Annotated in this window: 18 protein-coding genes and 7 tRNA genes; 15 read left to right on the forward strand and 10 right to left on the reverse strand. The window is 72.5% G+C overall.

What is annotated here, in order from left to right:
• Positions 1–47: 47 nt before the first annotated feature.
• Together cobA and ABZ877_RS23400 are read left to right on the forward strand one after the other, a co-directional pair.
• Complete coding sequence (cobA, locus tag ABZ877_RS23395) at positions 48–1,283, forward strand: uroporphyrinogen-III C-methyltransferase (RefSeq protein ID WP_361074290.1); 1,236 nt, start codon at positions 48–50, stop codon at positions 1,281–1,283.
• A 54-nt stretch (positions 1,284–1,337) separates the two neighbouring features.
• The gene (locus tag ABZ877_RS23400; protein ID WP_361074292.1) at positions 1,338–2,165 is read left to right on the forward strand and encodes an RNA methyltransferase; all 828 of its coding nucleotides are present in this window, start codon (positions 1,338–1,340) and stop codon (positions 2,163–2,165) included.
• 13 nt (positions 2,166–2,178) lie between these two features.
• On the opposite strand, the gene ABZ877_RS23405 is transcribed toward ABZ877_RS23400, so the two are convergent.
• On the reverse strand, positions 2,179–3,453 hold the full coding sequence (locus ABZ877_RS23405; protein WP_361074294.1) for a protein kinase: 1,275 nt from the start codon (positions 3,451–3,453) through the stop codon (positions 2,179–2,181).
• Between the two features lie 607 nt (positions 3,454–4,060).
• Here ABZ877_RS23405 and ABZ877_RS23410 point away from each other — a divergent pair.
• From ABZ877_RS23410 to ABZ877_RS23420, 3 genes are all read left to right on the forward strand, one after another.
• A complete protein-coding gene (locus ABZ877_RS23410) occupies positions 4,061–4,270 on the forward strand; it encodes a hypothetical protein (RefSeq protein ID WP_361074297.1) in 210 nt (69 codons plus the stop codon).
• A 258-nt stretch (positions 4,271–4,528) separates the two neighbouring features.
• Positions 4,529–5,476, forward strand: a complete 948-nt coding sequence (locus tag ABZ877_RS23415; RefSeq protein ID WP_361074372.1) for an aminoglycoside phosphotransferase family protein — start codon at positions 4,529–4,531, stop codon at positions 5,474–5,476.
• A gap of 70 nt (positions 5,477–5,546) precedes the next feature.
• The gene (locus tag ABZ877_RS23420) at positions 5,547–5,846 is read left to right on the forward strand and encodes a zf-TFIIB domain-containing protein (protein WP_361074299.1); all 300 of its coding nucleotides are present in this window, start codon (positions 5,547–5,549) and stop codon (positions 5,844–5,846) included.
• Positions 5,847–5,914: 68 nt separating this feature from the next.
• Here the strand turns inward: ABZ877_RS23420 and ABZ877_RS23425 are convergent.
• From ABZ877_RS23425 to ABZ877_RS23445, 5 genes are all read right to left on the reverse strand, one after another.
• Positions 5,915–5,986, reverse strand: a tRNA-Val gene (locus ABZ877_RS23425).
• Positions 5,987–6,028: 42 nt separating this feature from the next.
• A tRNA-Val gene (locus ABZ877_RS23430) sits at positions 6,029–6,100 on the reverse strand.
• A 39-nt stretch (positions 6,101–6,139) separates the two neighbouring features.
• Positions 6,140–6,211, reverse strand: a tRNA-Val gene (locus ABZ877_RS23435).
• A 1-nt stretch (position 6,212) separates the two neighbouring features.
• Positions 6,213–6,286, reverse strand: a tRNA-Cys gene (locus tag ABZ877_RS23440).
• 35 nt (positions 6,287–6,321) lie between these two features.
• Positions 6,322–6,394, reverse strand: a tRNA-Gly gene (locus ABZ877_RS23445).
• A gap of 189 nt (positions 6,395–6,583) precedes the next feature.
• Between ABZ877_RS23445 and ABZ877_RS23450 the strand changes: the two genes are divergently transcribed.
• From ABZ877_RS23450 to ABZ877_RS23460, 3 genes are read left to right on the forward strand one after another with little or no spacing between them, the layout of a single operon-like run.
• Complete coding sequence (locus ABZ877_RS23450; RefSeq protein ID WP_361074301.1) at positions 6,584–7,639, forward strand: chorismate-binding protein; 1,056 nt, start codon at positions 6,584–6,586, stop codon at positions 7,637–7,639.
• Between the two features lie 54 nt (positions 7,640–7,693).
• Entirely contained in the window at positions 7,694–8,515 is an 822-nt protein-coding gene (locus tag ABZ877_RS23455; RefSeq protein WP_361074303.1) for an aminodeoxychorismate lyase, read from the forward strand.
• A 56-nt stretch (positions 8,516–8,571) separates the two neighbouring features.
• Positions 8,572–9,396, forward strand: a complete 825-nt coding sequence (locus ABZ877_RS23460; RefSeq protein WP_361074304.1) for a GNAT family N-acetyltransferase — start codon at positions 8,572–8,574, stop codon at positions 9,394–9,396.
• Positions 9,397–9,412: 16 nt separating this feature from the next.
• Here ABZ877_RS23460 and ABZ877_RS23465 read toward each other — a convergent pair whose 3' ends face one another.
• Positions 9,413–9,925, reverse strand: a complete 513-nt coding sequence (locus ABZ877_RS23465; protein ID WP_361074306.1) for a DsbA family protein — start codon at positions 9,923–9,925, stop codon at positions 9,413–9,415.
• Positions 9,926–10,103: 178 nt separating this feature from the next.
• On the opposite strand from ABZ877_RS23465, the gene ABZ877_RS23470 reads away from it, so the two are divergent.
• Positions 10,104–10,571, forward strand: coding sequence for a hypothetical protein (locus ABZ877_RS23470; protein ID WP_361074308.1), 468 nt, complete (start codon positions 10,104–10,106; stop codon positions 10,569–10,571).
• Between the two features lie 170 nt (positions 10,572–10,741).
• Positions 10,742–10,951, forward strand: a complete 210-nt coding sequence (locus ABZ877_RS23475) for a hypothetical protein (RefSeq protein WP_361074309.1) — start codon at positions 10,742–10,744, stop codon at positions 10,949–10,951.
• A 23-nt stretch (positions 10,952–10,974) separates the two neighbouring features.
• Here ABZ877_RS23475 and ABZ877_RS23480 read toward each other — a convergent pair whose 3' ends face one another.
• Together ABZ877_RS23480 and ABZ877_RS23485 are read right to left on the reverse strand one after the other, a co-directional pair.
• Positions 10,975–11,550 carry a CGNR zinc finger domain-containing protein gene (locus tag ABZ877_RS23480; RefSeq protein WP_361074310.1) on the reverse strand — a complete coding sequence of 192 codons (576 nt, stop codon included), beginning with the start codon at positions 11,548–11,550 and terminating at the stop codon, positions 10,975–10,977.
• 291 nt (positions 11,551–11,841) lie between these two features.
• A complete protein-coding gene (locus ABZ877_RS23485; RefSeq protein WP_004002642.1) occupies positions 11,842–12,255 on the reverse strand; it encodes an SsgA family sporulation/cell division regulator in 414 nt (137 codons plus the stop codon).
• A 190-nt stretch (positions 12,256–12,445) separates the two neighbouring features.
• On the opposite strand from ABZ877_RS23485, the gene ABZ877_RS23490 reads away from it, so the two are divergent.
• The 5 genes from ABZ877_RS23490 (at position 12,446) to ABZ877_RS23510 (ending at position 13,952) form a co-directional block, all read left to right on the forward strand.
• Positions 12,446–12,883, forward strand: a complete 438-nt coding sequence (locus ABZ877_RS23490; protein ID WP_361074312.1) for a TIGR02611 family protein — start codon at positions 12,446–12,448, stop codon at positions 12,881–12,883.
• 61 nt (positions 12,884–12,944) lie between these two features.
• Positions 12,945–13,016 (forward strand) — tRNA-Val (locus tag ABZ877_RS23495).
• Positions 13,017–13,062: 46 nt separating this feature from the next.
• Complete coding sequence (locus ABZ877_RS23500; protein WP_361074314.1) at positions 13,063–13,230, forward strand: hypothetical protein; 168 nt, start codon at positions 13,063–13,065, stop codon at positions 13,228–13,230.
• A 155-nt stretch (positions 13,231–13,385) separates the two neighbouring features.
• The gene (locus ABZ877_RS23505) at positions 13,386–13,841 is read left to right on the forward strand and encodes an SRPBCC family protein (protein WP_361074316.1); all 456 of its coding nucleotides are present in this window, start codon (positions 13,386–13,388) and stop codon (positions 13,839–13,841) included.
• 39 nt (positions 13,842–13,880) lie between these two features.
• Positions 13,881–13,952 (forward strand) — tRNA-Val (locus tag ABZ877_RS23510).
• A 75-nt stretch (positions 13,953–14,027) separates the two neighbouring features.
• On the opposite strand, the gene ABZ877_RS23515 is transcribed toward ABZ877_RS23510, so the two are convergent.
• Positions 14,028–14,753 carry a 3'-5' exonuclease gene (locus tag ABZ877_RS23515; RefSeq protein ID WP_361074318.1) on the reverse strand — a complete coding sequence of 242 codons (726 nt, stop codon included), beginning with the start codon at positions 14,751–14,753 and terminating at the stop codon, positions 14,028–14,030.
• Between the last annotated feature and the right edge of the window lie 204 nt (positions 14,754–14,957).

Raw genomic sequence — 14,957 nt, forward strand, 5'->3', positions numbered from 1 at the left:
CTCCAACGTCGCAGCCCAAGAGCCCAGCCGCCAGGAGCCGAACAGACATGCCCCCCGCACAGCACCCCGCCTACCCAGTTGGCCTCCGCCTCACCAACCGCAGGACGATAGTGATCGGCGGCGGCCAGGTGGCCCAGCGCCGCCTCCCCGCCCTGATCGCGGCCGGCGCGGACCTCACCCTGATCTCCCCCTCGGCGACCCCTTCCGTGGAGGCCATGGCGGACGCGGGCGAGCTGACCTGGATCAAGCGCCGCTACGAGCGGGGCGACCTCGAAGGCGCCTGGTACGTACTGATCGCCACCGGCGACCGCGTGGCGAACGAGCAGGCCAGCGCCGAGGCGGAAGCGGCCCGCATCTGGTGCGTGCGCTCCGACGACGCCGAGGCGGCGACCGCCTGGACCCCGGCGACGGGCCGCACCGAGGGCGTGACCGTCGCCGTCCTGTCCGCCGAGGCCGCCGACCGCGACCCGCGCCGCACCGCCGCCGTCCGCGACGCCCTGGTGGAGGCGCTGCGCGACGGCACCGTCACCGCCGAGCGGACCCGCACCCCGGGCGTCGCCCTGGTCGGCGGCGGCCCCGGCGACCCCGATCTGATCACCGTGCGCGGCCGTCGCCTCCTCGCCGAGGCCGACGTCGTCATCGCCGACCGCCTCGGCCCGCGCGACCTCCTGGACGAGCTTCCGCCGCACGTGGAGGTGATCGACGCGGCGAAGATCCCGTACGGCCGCTTCATGGCGCAGGAGGCGATCAACAACGCGCTGATCGACCACGCCAAGCAGGGCAAGGCCGTCGTCCGGCTCAAGGGCGGCGATCCGTTCGTCTTCGGCCGGGGCATGGAGGAGGCGCAGGCGCTGGCCGCCGAGGGCATCCCGGTCACGGTCGTCCCCGGCATCTCCAGCTCGATCTCGGTGCCGGGCGCGGCCGGCATCCCGGTCACGCACCGGGGCGTGGCGCACGAGTTCACCGTGGTCAGCGGCCATGTGGCGCCGGACGACGAGCGCTCCCTGGTCGACTGGGCCGCGCTCGCCAAGCTGACCGGCACCCTCGTGATCCTCATGGGCGTCGACAAGATCGGCAGAATCGCCGAGGCGCTGATGGCGCACGGCAAGGCCGGGGACACCCCGGTGGCGCTGGTGCAGGAAGGCACCACTGCCACGCAGCGCCGTGTCGACGCCACGCTCGCGACGGTCGGCGAGAGGGTGGTGGCGGAAGGCGTCCGGCCGCCCGCCGTCATCGTCATCGGCCCCGTGGTGCAGGAGAGCCCCACCCGTAACCAGCGGTAACAAGCACAGTGCTCAACCGTTGGCACCCTCCCCAGGACAAGGCAGTATCGACCCGTGGCTGAACCCCAAGGTCTCCTCACCATCGAGGACCCCGACGACCCGCGTCTGCGTGACTACACGGGCCTGACCGACGTCGAACTGCGCCGCAAGCGCGAACCGGCCGAGGGCCTCTTCATCGCCGAGGGCGAGAAGGTCATCCGCCGCGCCAAGCAGGCGGGCTACGAGATGCGCTCGATGCTGCTCTCGGCCAAGTGGGTCGATGTCATGCGTGACGTCATCGACGAGGTCCCGGCGCCGGTCTACGCGGTCGCCCCCGAACTCGCCGAACAGGTGACGGGCTACCACGTGCACCGCGGCGCCCTCGCCTCCATGCAGCGCAAGCCGCTGCCGGCCGCCGACGAGCTGCTGGCCTCGGCCCGCCGCATCGTCGTCATGGAGTCGGTCAACGACCACACCAACATCGGCGCGATCTTCCGCTCGGCCGCCGCGCTCGGCATGGACGCGGTCCTGCTCTCGCCCGACTGCGCGGACCCGCTCTACCGCCGCTCGGTGAAGGTCTCCATGGGCGCGGTCTTCTCCGTCCCGTACGCGCGCCTCGACTCCTGGCCGAAGTCCCTCGAGACGGTCCGCGAGGCGGGCTTCAACCTGCTCGCGCTCACCCCCGCCGAGAAGGCGAAGTCCCTCGACGAGGTGGCCCCGCACCGCATGGACCGCGTGGCGCTGCTGCTCGGCGCGGAGGGCGAGGGCCTGTCCACCAAGGCGCTCATGGCCGCCGACGAATGGGTCCGCATCCCGATGGCCCACGGCGTCGACTCGCTCAACGTGGGCGCGGCGGCGGCGGTCGCCTTCTACGCGGTGGCGACGGGCCGCCCGGAGCTCTGACCTCGGCCCGGCCTCACAGGCTCTGGATCACCGCGATCACCAGCGCCACGAGCAGCGTCACCACCACGAACACGAACAGCCGCTGCCGCAGCAGCCGGGGATTGGCGGGCCGCAGCTTCTTGCCCGCACCCGTCCCGTTCGTCCGCGAGTTCGTACGAGGGACGGGGCGCCCGGTGCCGCTGCGCGGCGCGGGCCGCTTCCCGGACCGGGAGGCGGTGGAGCGCGGCCCGGAACCGCCGCCCGTACGGACGCTGCCGTTGGTCCGGGCACTGCCGCCGGGCCTGCCGTCCGTGGTGCGGCCGTTCCCGGTGCGCGGCGCGGGCGTGCCCGGCTGCGTACGCCGCTGGGTGCTGCGCTGCGTGCTGCGCTGGGTGCGCTGGTCCGCGTAGCTCTCCGCGAGGCGCCCCGTCGGCCGGTCCGCCTCGGAGCGCGGCGCGGGCGGACGGATGTCGCCGAGTCCCTGCGCCTCGCGGGCCGCGATCTCCTTCAGCCGCAGCGACAGTTGCAGCGTGCTGGGCCGTTCCTCCGGGTCCTTGGCGAGACACGCCCGCAGCAGCGGCGCCAGCGCGTCCGGCACGCCGTGGAGCTGCGCCTCCTCGTGGACGACGCGGTAGAGCATCACCTCGGAGCTGCCGTGCCCGAAGGGGGAGTCGCCCATCGCCGTGTACGCGAGGGTCGCCCCGAGGGAGAACACATCGGTGGCCGGGGTCACGGCCGCGCCGCGCACCTGCTCGGGGGCGAGGAAGCCGGGGGAGCCGACCGCCGTGCCGACGTGGGTCAGCGTCGAGGCGCCGGTCGCCCAGGCGATGCCGAAGTCGATGATCCGCGGCCCCTTCGGGGACAGCAGGATGTTGGACGGCTTGAGGTCGCGGTGGACGACCCCGGCCTCGTGCACGGCGACGAGCCCTTCCGACAGCGCGGCGCCGACGGCGGCCACGTCCGACGCGGGCAGCGGGCCCTCCTCGGCGACCTTGTCGTGCAGCGAGGGTCCCGGCACGTACTGCGTCGCGAACCACGGCCGGTCCGCCTCCAGGTCCGCGGCGACCAGGCGCGCCGTGCAGCCGCCCCGGATCCGGCGCGCGGCGGAGACCTCACGCGCGAAGCGCGAGCGGAACTCCTGGTCCTCGGCCAGGTCCGGCCTGATCACCTTCAGCGCCACCCGTTGCCCACGCCGGTCGGAACCGAGGTAGACGACGCCCATCCCGCCGGCCCCGAGCCGTCTGTGCAGCCGGAACGAGCCGACGACGCGCGGGTCCTCGCGCCTCAGGCGCATCATCGCCATGTTCATCCCCGCTGCTGCCCGGTCTCGTCTGACGAGCGACAGCTTACGTTTACGCGGCCGACTGTGTGCTCAGGCCGCGCCCTCACGCCGGATTCGATTGTCGGTGCGGGCGGTTATACGTGAAACGTGATCAGGAAGGGTGCGCCTGGCGGCCCTTGCGGGAGCCGGTAGGACCAATCGCCGTGAGCGACGCGGAGTTTGACGACGCGAAAGATGCCTGGTCGGCGGCGTTGCGGGGCGCGGGGGAGAGGGGGAACCCGCCCGTCCCGGTACCGGCCGAACGGGTCCATGGGGCGAGGGACCCGGCGCACGTCACCCCTCTGGAAGTGAGAGAAGTCACCCGGTAAGGCGCCTCGACCCCCTGGGGGATGACCCCGAGACCTAGGTCGTCGTCTCCACCCAGGGGAGTACGCGGAGGGGCCCCGCTCATCCTCCGGGAGGCCCGGCAATAGGTACGAGGGCATGACGACCCGAACGGCCCCCGCCCATAGATTTGAGGTCAAGCGGCGGGTGCAGCTCTCGTCCCCCGAGGTCAGGTACCCGCCGCTGCCGACAGCTCAACCTCTCGCCGGGCAGTCCGGCGGGACACGAGGATTGCGACCGGGAGAGGACCATGGCGGACACGACATCGCGGACGACAGCGTTCCGCAGCACGTGGGCTCGCAGGGCCGTGCCGTACGGCACCCCCGCGACCGGCCGCCGCCACCCGTTGGTGGCCACGGCCATGGTCCTCCCCCTCGCCGCCCTGCTCGTCGTCGTCTTCGGCGGCTGGGACGCGGTGGTCGCGCAGGCGTCGTCCGTGGGCGTGATGCTGGGGCGCTGAGCGGCGCCTCCAGGCCCGGATGAGCGGTCCGGGCGGGGACATCCGACCAGGAAACCCCGTGGGGACGGGGGTGCGGCGGACGGCACAAATGCCGCGTGTGGCTGGGGAGCCACACGCGGCATTGCCATGTGCCGCGCGGTTCGACCGGTCATCCGGCCCAGGGACCGACCGGCCGCGCCGGGGTCCGACCGCCGGGGCGCCGACGCGGCCTGGCGTCCGGTGCGGGCGACGAGGCGTCGTAGGCTGCCCGGCGTGACCATGTTCAGCGCGTCCGCGCTCCAGGGTGCGGCCCGGCGGGTGCTGCACCGCGAGACGACGGTGGCGTGCGCGTGCGGGGCCGGGACGCTCGCCGACCGGGCCGACGGGACCGTCGTACGGCACGGGGGTGTGGTGGCCAAGGCGCACGCGGCCGGTACGGACGCGCAGGAGCTGGCGGTGCGGCTGGCCGTGGCCGCCCACCCCGCGCTCGACGGCGTCCTCCTGCCGCCCCTGCGGCCGGAGGCGGCGTCCACGCACGGGCGGCTCGTCACGTTCTGGCCGTACGGCACCCCCGTCGACCCGGACCGCCCGGAGGACGCCCCCTGGGAGGCCGCCGCCGGGCTGCTGGCGCGGCTGCACGCGACACCCGTCCACCGGCTTCCGGACGCGCTCCCGCCGATGCGGGGCCCGGTGAAGGCGGCGCGCGCCGTGGCCAGGCTGGAGGCCACCGCCCCGGACCACCCCGCCGCCGGCCCCGTCCGCAGGGCGTGGCGCACGCTGCCGCCGTGGGCCCGCGCCGAGACCCCGTACGCGCATGCCCGCGCGCTCTGCCACGGTGACCTGCACCTCGGCCAACTGGTCCGCGGCCCGGCCGGTCCGCGGCCCTGGCTCCTCATCGACGTGGACGACCTCGGGTTCGGCGACCCGGCGTGGGACCTGGCGCGTCCGGCGGCCTGGTTCGCGTGCGGCCTGCTGCCCGCCGGGGACTGGGCCCGGTTCCTCACCGCCTACCGCAGCGCGGGCGGCGCGCCGCGGCTCACCGCCCCCGACCCGTGGCCCGCGCTCGACGTGCCCGCCCGCGCCCTGACCGTGCAGACCGCGGCCCGCGCCGTCGCGAAGGCCGTCGAGGCGGGCCGCCCGCTCGACGAGGTGGAGGTGGCCGTCGTGGACGCCTGTGACCGAATGGTGGCAATACCGACACAGTTGGGCGGGGACACCGCCAAGTAGGGTGCGCAGGACGGAAGCCGGGCAGGTGTTCCGGCGAAGCGGTACCGAACGGCGAGGAGTTGATCCGCTCATGCAGTGTCCCAAGTGCCACGCGCCCATGCACACGTACAACCGCAACGGCGTCCAGATCGAGCAGTGCAGCGGTTGCCGCGGGATCTTCCTCGACTACGGCGAGCTGGAGTCGCTGACGCGGCTGGAGGCGCAGTGGCAGCAGCAGGCCCCGCCGGCCCCGCCGCAGGCGTACCCGGCCGCCGGTCCCGCACCGGCCTGGGGGGCGCCGCAGTACGGCGGTCACGGTGGTCACGGCGGCCATTACGGGCACCACGGCCACCACAAGGGCGGCTTCGGCCGGATGCTCTTCTCCTCCTGAGGTCCTTCCCGGACCTGAGGGAAGCACGAAGAAACCCCCGGTGCTTTGACCGGGGGTTTCTTGCTGTGTGCGCGATACTGGGATTGAACCAGTGACCTCTTCCGTGTCAGGGAAGCGCTCTCCCGCTGAGCTAATCGCGCGGGAACGGGCCAGACTCTATCAGGCTCCCGCATGGTGCTGCGTGCGCGATACTGGGATTGAACCAGTGACCTCTTCCGTGTCAGGGAAGCGCTCTCCCGCTGAGCTAATCGCGCGGGACGGATCGACGACGAACCGGAGTCCGTGAGATCCAGTGCGCGATACTGGGATTGAACCAGTGACCTCTTCCGTGTCAGGGAAGCGCTCTCCCGCTGAGCTAATCGCGCATGGAGGTGGAGACGGGATTTGAACCCGTGTAGACGGCTTTGCAGGCCGTTGCCTCGCCTCTCGGCCACTCCACCAGGAGCGTAGGGGTTCGGGAAGATCCCCCACTTCGAGCGAACGACCGGGTTCGAACCGGCGACCTCAACCTTGGCAAGGTTGCGCTCTACCAACTGAGCTACGTTCGCGTATCTTTCCGGTCCGCTTGCGCGTCCCGGCGACGTGTTGAACTCTAGCGGATTCCTGGGCCAGTACAAAAACGCGTTTGCGCAGCGTGCTGAGGTGCGACCACCGGAGCGACGGCCGGCCGTGCGCTGATCCTCCACTCCAGGTCACCGTACGGTCACCCGGGTTTGCCCCCTTCTAGACTCGACAGCGTGATCGACCTCCCCCCGCTCGCCCGCTTCGGCGAACTCCTCGCGACCGGCCTGCGCGACGTGACCAGCGATCCCGCGGCCCTGGAGTCCACCGGCTTCTGGGCGGTGACCGCCGACTTCGAGGGGCGCCTGGTCTGCGCCCGCTTCGACGACGTACGGGAGGCACCCGTGCCCGCGCCGCGCCCCGGCGCCTGGCACGGCCCCGCGCCCGCGGACTGGACGTCGTCCCTCGACCACGCCGCGTACACGGAGGGCGTGCGGCGGATACGGGCGCACATCGCGACCGGCGAGGTCTACCAGGCCAACCTCTGCCGTGTGCTGTCGGCGCCGGTCGACGCCGGTGCGGACGTGGACGCCCTCACCGCCCTCCTCGCCCGTGGGAACCCGGCCCCGTACGCCGGCACGGTCCGGCTGCCCGGCCACGGCGTGGAGATAGCGACGGCCTCGCCCGAGCTGTTCCTGCGCCGCCGGGGCACGCTCGTCGAGTCCGGGCCCATCAAGGGGACCGGGCGGACCGAGGCGGACCTCCTTGAGAAGGATCACACCGAGAACGTCATGATCGTGGACCTGGTCCGCAACGACCTGGGCCGCGTCTGCGCGCCCGGCACCGTGACCGTCCCCGACCTGTGCGTCGTCGAGAAGCACCCCGGCCTCGTCCACCTGGTGTCGCTGGTCCGCGGCGAGCTGCGCGAGGGCGCGGGCTGGCCCGAGCTGCTCGACGCCACGTTCCCGCCCGGCTCCGTGACCGGCGCGCCGAAGTCCAGCGCGCTGCGGATCATCGCCGACCTGGAGACCGCGCCGCGCGGCCCGTACTGCGGCGGCATCGGCTGGGTCGACGCGGACCGGGGCACCGGGCAACTCGCCGTCGGCATCCGCACGTTCTGGATCGACCGCACGGACGCCGCCGCCGTCCTGCGCTTCGGCACCGGCGCCGGGATCACCTGGGGCTCGGACCCGGAGGGGGAGTGGCGGGAGACCGAGCTGAAGGCGTCACGGCTGCTGGCGGTAGCGTCGGAGGGGCACTCGCAGGGGTGCGCCGGGCAGGCGGACGCCTAGGAGCCCGGCGGGGACGACCGGGCAGCGGCCCGGGAGAGGCGGAGGGAAGCTCACGTGAAGATCTGGCTCGACGGCAGGCTGAGGGAGACCGAGGAGGCACGGGTCTCGGTCCTGGACCACGGGCTCACCGTGGGCGACGGCATCTTCGAGACGGTGAAGGCGGTCGACGGGAAGCCGTTCGCGCTCACCCGCCACCTCGACCGGCTTGCCCGCTCGGCGCGCGGCCTCGGACTGCCCGAGCCGGACCTCGACGAGGTGCGCCGCGCCTGCGCCGCCGTCCTCGACGCCAACCCGACGGCGCTCGGCCGCCTGCGGATCACCTACACCGGCGGCCTCTCCCCGCTCGGCTCCGACCGCGGGGAGGAAGGCACCACGCTCATCGTCGCGCTCGGCGAGACCTCCCGGCGCCCCGACTCCACCGCCGTGATCACCGTGGACTGGACGCGCAACGAGCGCGGCGCCCTCGCGGGCCTGAAGACCACCTCGTACGCGGAGAACGTCGTCGCCCTGGCACGCGCGCGTGAACGCGGCGCCTCCGAGGCCCTGTTCGCCAACACCGTCGGCCAGCTGTGCGAGGGCACCGGGTCGAACGTCTTCGTCGTCCTGGACGGCGAGATCCACACCCCGCCGGTCGCCTCCGGCTGCCTCGCGGGCATCACCCGCGCCCTCGCCGTCGAGTGGACCGGCGCCAAGGAGACCGACCTGCCCCTCGAGGTGCTGACGCGGGCCGACGAGATCTTCCTGACCTCGACCCTGCGCGACATCCAGGCCGTGCACCGCGTCGACGACCGCGACCTGCCGGGCGCGCCCGGCCCGGTCACCGCGAAGGCGATGCGCGTCTGGGACGAGCGGGCCGCGGACCACCTCGACCCCTGAGCCGCCGCTGTAAAACGGCTGTGGTCGCGCGCGTACGGGCGGGTAGAACAGCCCTGATGACCACGACCCTGCGGCCGACCGAGCCGCTTCAGCGCACGGCCGACGGGTCGTGCTCGCGCCACTACGCGGTGTGCGTGAACAGCCGCCCCGTCGGCAGGCTCCACCTCGCCACGCACCCCGTGTTCGGCCCGTCCGTCGCCCAGGTCCTCGACCTGCGCGTCGACGAGCCGGACCGTGGGCGCGGGCGCGGCACCGTCGCCGCCCTCGCCGCCGAGGAAGTGGCCCGTTCCTGGAACTGCCGCCGCATCGAGGCGTCCGTCCCCGCACACCAGCACGAATTGCTGCGTCTCGCCACCGCGCTCGGCTACGTGGAGCGCAACCGCACCATGGCGAAGGCGCTGCCCGAGCGGCCCCCGGTGCTCCCCGAGGGCGCCGCCGGGCGGCGGATGACGGAGGCCGAGTTCGCGCCGTGGCTGGCGCGGGTCAAGGAGCGGTACGCGCGCACCGTGCGCGAGCGCGGGGCCACCGAGCAGGAGGCCGTGCGGAAGGCCGAGCGCGACCACGCGGCCCTGCTGCCCGAGGGCGTCGCCACGCCGGACGTCCTGGTCGGCGTCCTGGAGCAGGACGGGGAGGCCGTCGGCACCCTGTGGGTCGCCCAGCGCGCCGACGGCGCGTACGTCTACGACGTCGAGGTCGACCCCGCCCACCGCGGCCGGGGCCACGGACGCTCCCTGATGCTGCTCGCCGAGGCCGACGCGCTGGCGGCGGGCGCCACGCGGATCGGCCTCAACGTGTTCGCCGGGAACACCCCCGCGCAGCGCCTCTACGCGTCACTCGGGTACGAGCCGACAGCGCTCCACCTGTACAAGCAGTTGCTCTGACAACGGCCCGCGGAGCCTACGGCTGCTCCGCGAGGAGACGGTCCGCGATCTCCTCGACGCGCGCCCGCAGCCCGTCCTGGCTCTTGCCGCCGTCGAGCCGCTCGCCGCCGATGACGTACGTGGGTGTGCCCGTCACACCGATCGCCTTGCCCTCGGCCTGGTCGGCGTCGACGATCAGGATGTGCCGGCCGTCGACCAGCGCGGTGTCGAACTCCTCGGCGTCCAGGCCCAGTTCACGCGCAACCTCGACGAGGAACGGCTCGCCCGCGCGGTCGAACTCCTCGACCCGGCCGAGCACCGCCTCGACGTACGGCCACCCCTCGCCCTGCGCGAACGCCTCCTCGGCGGCCTGCGCACCCGCGAAGGAGTGCTTGTGCTTCTCCAGCGGGAAGTGGCGCAGGCGCAGCTCCAGCCGGTCGCCGTAGCGCTCGCGCAGCGCGCGCACGTCGTCCAGGGCCGAGCGGCAGTCGGGGCACTGCAGCTCGCACCACACGTCGAGGATGGGGGTCGCGGGGTTCGGGGCGTTCATGGGACCAGTCTTCCAGGCGTGGGCGGGCGGCCCCAACCTGGACCTGCGGAGGAGGGGCGACCCCGAGATGTCCCTGAGGTCCGCCCCGGCCGTGGCCCCGGGCCGCCCCGGCGGTGCAGGATGGAAGGGGACGCAAGCCCCCGCACACGTACAGAACGCCCGAGCCCAGGAGGACCGGATGATTGCCGAGACCGTCTGCTCCGCCGTCGCCGTGGCGGGCCTGGGTATCGCCGCGGTCACCGCGTACCGCAAGCGGTTCCTCGCGGCGGCCCGGCTCGCCGCCTACTCGCTGGTCCCGCTGGGGCTGGTGATGACCGGAGCGGTCGGCTGGGTCGTGGACACCGCGTTCAGCCCGACCGCGTGGGCCGGGTTCGGTGTGCTCGGCGTGGCCTGGCTGATGTTCGTGGGGACCCGGGCGGTCGAGCGGCGCGGCGGCGGCAGCCGCAAGGAGCGCAGGGCGGCGGCGAAGGCGGCGCGGCGCGAGGCCGTGGCCCCGGCGGCGTCGGCCCCCTCGCTCGGGCAGAGCACGCGCACCGCTCCGGAACCGGCCGCCCAGCCGCAGCGCAAGCAGAAGCGGGCGGAGCCGGCCGGCGGGGCGGACGACTTCAGCGACATCGAGGCGATCCTGAAGAAGCACGGCATCTGAGGCCCGGCCCGCTCAGGTCCGATCGACTCGTACGACTGGACGTACGTACGACAAGTGCCCGACTTTTCGCGCAGGTGCCCGGTCGGGGGTCACGAGATCCGGCGAACTCCCGCGCCGGAAGGGTTCGTTGGTGAGAGGGCGTCGGTTGCCTGCGCCATCATCGCGGCGAGATGTTGGATACACCGCCGCTGGCCGACCAGCTCGACACCGAACAGGGGCCGACGCCGCCGCGCAGTGCCGCCGCGCCGCCCACGCCCGTACCCCACCAGAACCAGCGAGGGTGCCTCTTCGCCCTCTCCCAGCCACCCCTGATGATCTTCCTCGGGGTCATCGGATCCCTGCTCCTGCTGGCCGCGCTGCACGACCTGCTGCTGCTCTGAGACCCCGTCCGTCCGCGGAGCGCTCAGCCCGCGGCCTCCTTGCGGCGTGCCCGGTACGCGGCCACGTGCAGCCGGTTCCCGCAGGTGCGGCTGTCGCAGTAGCGGCGGGAGCGGTTGCGGGACAGGTCGACGAACGCGTACCGGCAGTCCGGGGCCTCGCAGCGGCGCAGCCGCTCCTGCTCACCCGCGACCACGAAGAACGCCAGCGCCATGCCGCAGTCGGCCGCCAGATGGTCGGCGACGGACGCGCCGGGCGCGAAGTAGTGCACGTGCCAGTCGTAGCCGTCGTGATCGGTGAGGCGGGGCGTGGTGCCGGCGGCCGCCACCAGGTCGTTGATCACGGTCGCCGCGCCGCGCGGGTCCGGGGCGGCGAAGACCTGCGCGAACTGGGCGCGGATCGCGCGCACGGCGGAGAGGTCACCCTCCGCGAGCACCCCTCTGTCCACGTCGCTGATGTCGTGCTTCGCCACGAAGTCCGCCAGAGCCGTCACGTCCGCGAGGCCGTCGGTCCCGTCGGCACCCGCGTGGCTGTCCGGTGCGGTGTTCACCAGATCGACCACGGTGTCGAGCGCACACCGGGTGTCATGGGTGATCAGCACGATTAGCTCCCTGCCCTGGAGGCGGGCCCACACCCGCCGGTGCTGGCCGAGCCTAGCGCTTCCCGCCCCCGGCGGACCCGGACAGGCGCGGGCCTCGGGAGCAGACCGCGGGGAGCGCCCCCGTACACGCACCGGCGCCGCCCCCGTGGACGTTCCCACGGCGGCGACGCCGGTTTCCCGCTGTGTGGTTGTCGTGCACGCGCGCGGTCGCGCCGTCTCCCCGAGTGGACGGCGCGAAGCGCTCTCGCTGTGCTCGCGGCGGCTGGCTGCCGACGCGGGCCTCCCGCGCGGCTAGCTCTCCGCGAGGATGTGCGAGAGCTCCTGATCGAGATCGAAATGACGATGCTCCGTGCCGGGGGGCACGGCGGCGTCGGTCCGCTTCAGGAACGACTCCAGGGCCCGCGCCGGGGCCTCGAGCAGAGCCTCGCCCTCCGGAGAGCTCAGGGCGATGCAGACAACGCCCTGACCGTGGCTGCGGGACGGCCAGACTCGGACGTCTCCGGTGCCGGTCGGCCGGTGAAGGCCTTCGGCGAGGAGATCGCGGGCGAAAACCCACTCGACCGTCTCCTCGGCTCCGGTGTGGAAAGTGGCGTGCACGGCATAGGGATCGGCCGTGTCATACCGCAGTCCTGCGGGTACAGGCAGTGAGGACTCGCTCGACACAACGAGGCGCAGGTGCAGCTCGCAGCTGACCGTGGTGTTCATAAGCGCCAGGGCCTTTCGCTCAGTGTGCGCTCGGGGATTCGCACGTCGGCGAAATCGACATGCCACCTACGGTGCCGTTGTAAACCCCTCTGAGTGTTTTGGGCCGCTTTAGGTAGCTCGTACGGCCGAGTCTTATCCGGTGGGTAACGGCCATTCCGGTGACATGAATGGATCCGGTAGGTTTGACGCCATGAATACGGGGAGTGACGAGACGGCCGACGTGGTCGCCGGGGTCGACGAGGACACGTCCGCGCCGAAGCCGCTGGGGTCGAGGGCGCCGGGGTTCATCCAGCGGAGCAGGGCGCTCCACCTGAGCTGGCAGGTGGGCGTCTTCATCGTGGGGCTCGCGGTCGTGGGCGCGGGCATCGTGATGCTGCCGCTGCCGGGCCCCGGCTGGCTGGTGATCTTCGGCGGCATGGCGATCTGGGCGACGGAGTTCGTCTGGGCGCAACTGGTGCTGCGCTGGACGAAGCGCAAGGTCACGGAGGCGACACAGCGCGCGCTCGACCCGAAGGTGCGCCGCCGCAACATCATCCTGACCACGGTCGGCCTGGTGATCATCGCCGTCCTGGTGGCGATCTACGTGTGGAAGTTCGGCCTTGAGATGCCGTGGAACATCAAGCAGTGACGGTGGGGTGCGGGGTGGTGCCAGGCACCCTCTGACATGGGGTAATGTTCTTCCTGCGCCCGGGCGATTAGCTCAGTGGGAGAGCGCTTCGTTCACACCGAAGAGGTCACTGGTTCGAACCCAGTATCGCCCACCCGGACCGAAGGCCCCGGAGACATCACGTCTCCGGGGCCTTCGGCATGCGTACGCCCGCCGGGCCGGACAACGGCCCCGACGCCCCCGAATTCACCGACCGGGAATCGCTCGGGAAGAAGTTCCCTACCCGGAATTCGGTCGCCTTTCCGCGCAAGTACGACAAGTGCGGCGTTCCCGCGGATCTCAAGTCCCGTACCGTCACCGGAATGTGACCCTCAGAAACTTCCGGAACAGAGTGGTGACGGCCGGTCAGGTCGACCGCGAATTCAGGACACTCCGGCGGAAGGCCGCTTTCCGGCGAATGATCGGGGACAGGATGCCCTGACGTCGCCCCCTGAAGGCGCGATTCCGGGGGCAGACTCGGTGCATGGACTTCAGCCCCCTGAGCCGCTACCGCTTCCGCAGCGTCTGGGACCTGCCCGCGCCGCCCGCCGCCGTCTTCGCGGTCCTCGAACGCGCCGAGGACTATCCGCGCTGGTGGCCGCAGGTGCGCTCGGTGACATCGGTGGACGGGACCAGCGGCACCGCCGTCTTCCGGTCCTTCCTGCCCTACGAACTCACGGTCACGGCGCGCGAGCAGCGCCGGGACCCGGACGCCGGAATCCTGGAGATCGCGATGAGCGGGGACCTCGCGGGGTGGGCCCGCTGGACGGTGACCGCGCGGGATCACGGCACCCGCGTCGTCTACGAGCAGCGAGTCGAGGTGCGCAAACCCCTGATGCGGCGCTTCGCCCTGCCGGGCAGGCCCGTCTTCCTCGCCAATCACGCGTGGATGATGCGCGGCGGCCGGCGCGGTCTCCGCGCCCACCTGCGACCGGTTTGAACACAGCCCACCGCGCCCTGTATGGTTCAACCCGTTCCCGGGCGATTAGCTCAGTGGGAGAGCGCTTCGTTCACACCGAAGAGGTCACTGGTTCGAACCCAGTATCGCCCACCCGGAGAAGGCCGGTCCGTCAGTCGACGGGCCGGTTTTTCGTTTCTGCCTGTCGGGCCCCCAGCGGGGGAACGCTCAGGCCGCCGCCGGAAGTTCCGGGCGCAGCGGCCACGCCGTGTCCACCACTTCCGGGGTGCCGCTGCGCGCGAACCACGCCTGGAGGCTGCGCGCCTGCGCCGCGTGCCAGGACGTCTGGAGCGTGTGCAGCTCACTGGCCGACAGCCGTTCGAGGCGGGCCGCGAAGCGCCGGCCCACCGCCCGGACGACATCGAGCGCCGCCAGCGCGTCCGCCGCCGCGTCATGCGCCTCCGCCAGCTCGACCTCGTACTGCGCGCACAGGTCCGTCAGCGTGCGGCGGCCCTTGCGGTAGCGGTCCAGCTGCTTGTCGAGCACCCGCGGATCCAGGACGCACAGCGGCGCGTCGCCCAGGTAGCGGGCGAGGGACGAGGCGCGGTGGCGCTTCAGCTCCCGGTCCAGCATGGTCAGGTCGAACGGCGCGTTCATGATCACCACCGGCCGTCCGGCCGCCGCCTGGTCCGCCAGCTCGTGGCCTATCTCCTCCATCACCGGCGCCGGCCAGCGTCCGTTGCGCTGCAGGTGGAGGTCGGTGAGGCCGTGCACCTCCGTCGCCCCGGGCGGCACCGGCACCCCCGGGTTGACCAGCCACCGCGTCACCCGCGGCCGCGTACCCGGCGCGTCCTGCAGCACGAGCGCGGCCGACACGATGCGGTCGCTCTCCACGTCCACCCCGGTCGTCTCCGTGTCGAAGGCGGCGAGTGGGCCTTCGTACCAGCACGTCATGACAATGCAACTCCTCGTCGGCAAGGGGCAGGTGACGTTCCTTCGCGTGGCGCCCGCCGCCCGCTTCGGTGATACCCGGGCCGTTTGCGTCGTACGCGGAGCGGTGACAACACAGTTACGAGTCATGGCAGTTCAGCGGGGCTCCGTTGACCTGGCCTTGATCGGTTTCTTGAACTCCGCGCGTTCGCGGGGGAGTTCTTCCAC

The organism is Streptomyces sp. NPDC046939, from assembly GCF_040644575.1.
Taxonomy (GTDB): Bacteria; Actinomycetota; Actinomycetes; order Streptomycetales; family Streptomycetaceae; genus Streptomyces.

Excerpts from the sequence above, each read along its gene's own strand:
- cobA (WP_361074290.1), top strand. The coding sequence starts at position 48 with ATGCCCCCCGCACAGCACCCCGCCTACCCAGTTGGCCTCCGCCTCACC.
- ABZ877_RS23410 (WP_361074297.1), top strand. The coding sequence starts at position 4,061 with ATGGCGGACACGACATCGCGGACGACAGCGTTCCGCAGCACGTGGGCT.
- ABZ877_RS23485 (WP_004002642.1), bottom strand. The coding sequence starts at position 12,255 with ATGAACACCACGGTCAGCTGCGAGCTGCACCTGCGCCTCGTTGTGTCG.
- ABZ877_RS23420 (WP_361074299.1), top strand. The coding sequence starts at position 5,547 with ATGCAGTGTCCCAAGTGCCACGCGCCCATGCACACGTACAACCGCAAC.
- ABZ877_RS23460 (WP_361074304.1), top strand. The coding sequence starts at position 8,572 with ATGACCACGACCCTGCGGCCGACCGAGCCGCTTCAGCGCACGGCCGAC.
- ABZ877_RS23470 (WP_361074308.1), top strand. The coding sequence starts at position 10,104 with ATGATTGCCGAGACCGTCTGCTCCGCCGTCGCCGTGGCGGGCCTGGGT.
- ABZ877_RS23490 (WP_361074312.1), top strand. The coding sequence starts at position 12,446 with ATGAATACGGGGAGTGACGAGACGGCCGACGTGGTCGCCGGGGTCGAC.
- ABZ877_RS23505 (WP_361074316.1), top strand. The coding sequence starts at position 13,386 with ATGGACTTCAGCCCCCTGAGCCGCTACCGCTTCCGCAGCGTCTGGGAC.
- ABZ877_RS23475 (WP_361074309.1), top strand. The coding sequence starts at position 10,742 with ATGTTGGATACACCGCCGCTGGCCGACCAGCTCGACACCGAACAGGGG.
- ABZ877_RS23500 (WP_361074314.1), top strand. The coding sequence starts at position 13,063 with ATGCGTACGCCCGCCGGGCCGGACAACGGCCCCGACGCCCCCGAATTC.
- ABZ877_RS23405 (WP_361074294.1), bottom strand. The coding sequence starts at position 3,453 with ATGAACATGGCGATGATGCGCCTGAGGCGCGAGGACCCGCGCGTCGTC.
- ABZ877_RS23515 (WP_361074318.1), bottom strand. The coding sequence starts at position 14,753 with ATGACGTGCTGGTACGAAGGCCCACTCGCCGCCTTCGACACGGAGACG.
- ABZ877_RS23415 (WP_361074372.1), top strand. The coding sequence starts at position 4,529 with ATGTTCAGCGCGTCCGCGCTCCAGGGTGCGGCCCGGCGGGTGCTGCAC.
- ABZ877_RS23465 (WP_361074306.1), bottom strand. The coding sequence starts at position 9,925 with ATGAACGCCCCGAACCCCGCGACCCCCATCCTCGACGTGTGGTGCGAG.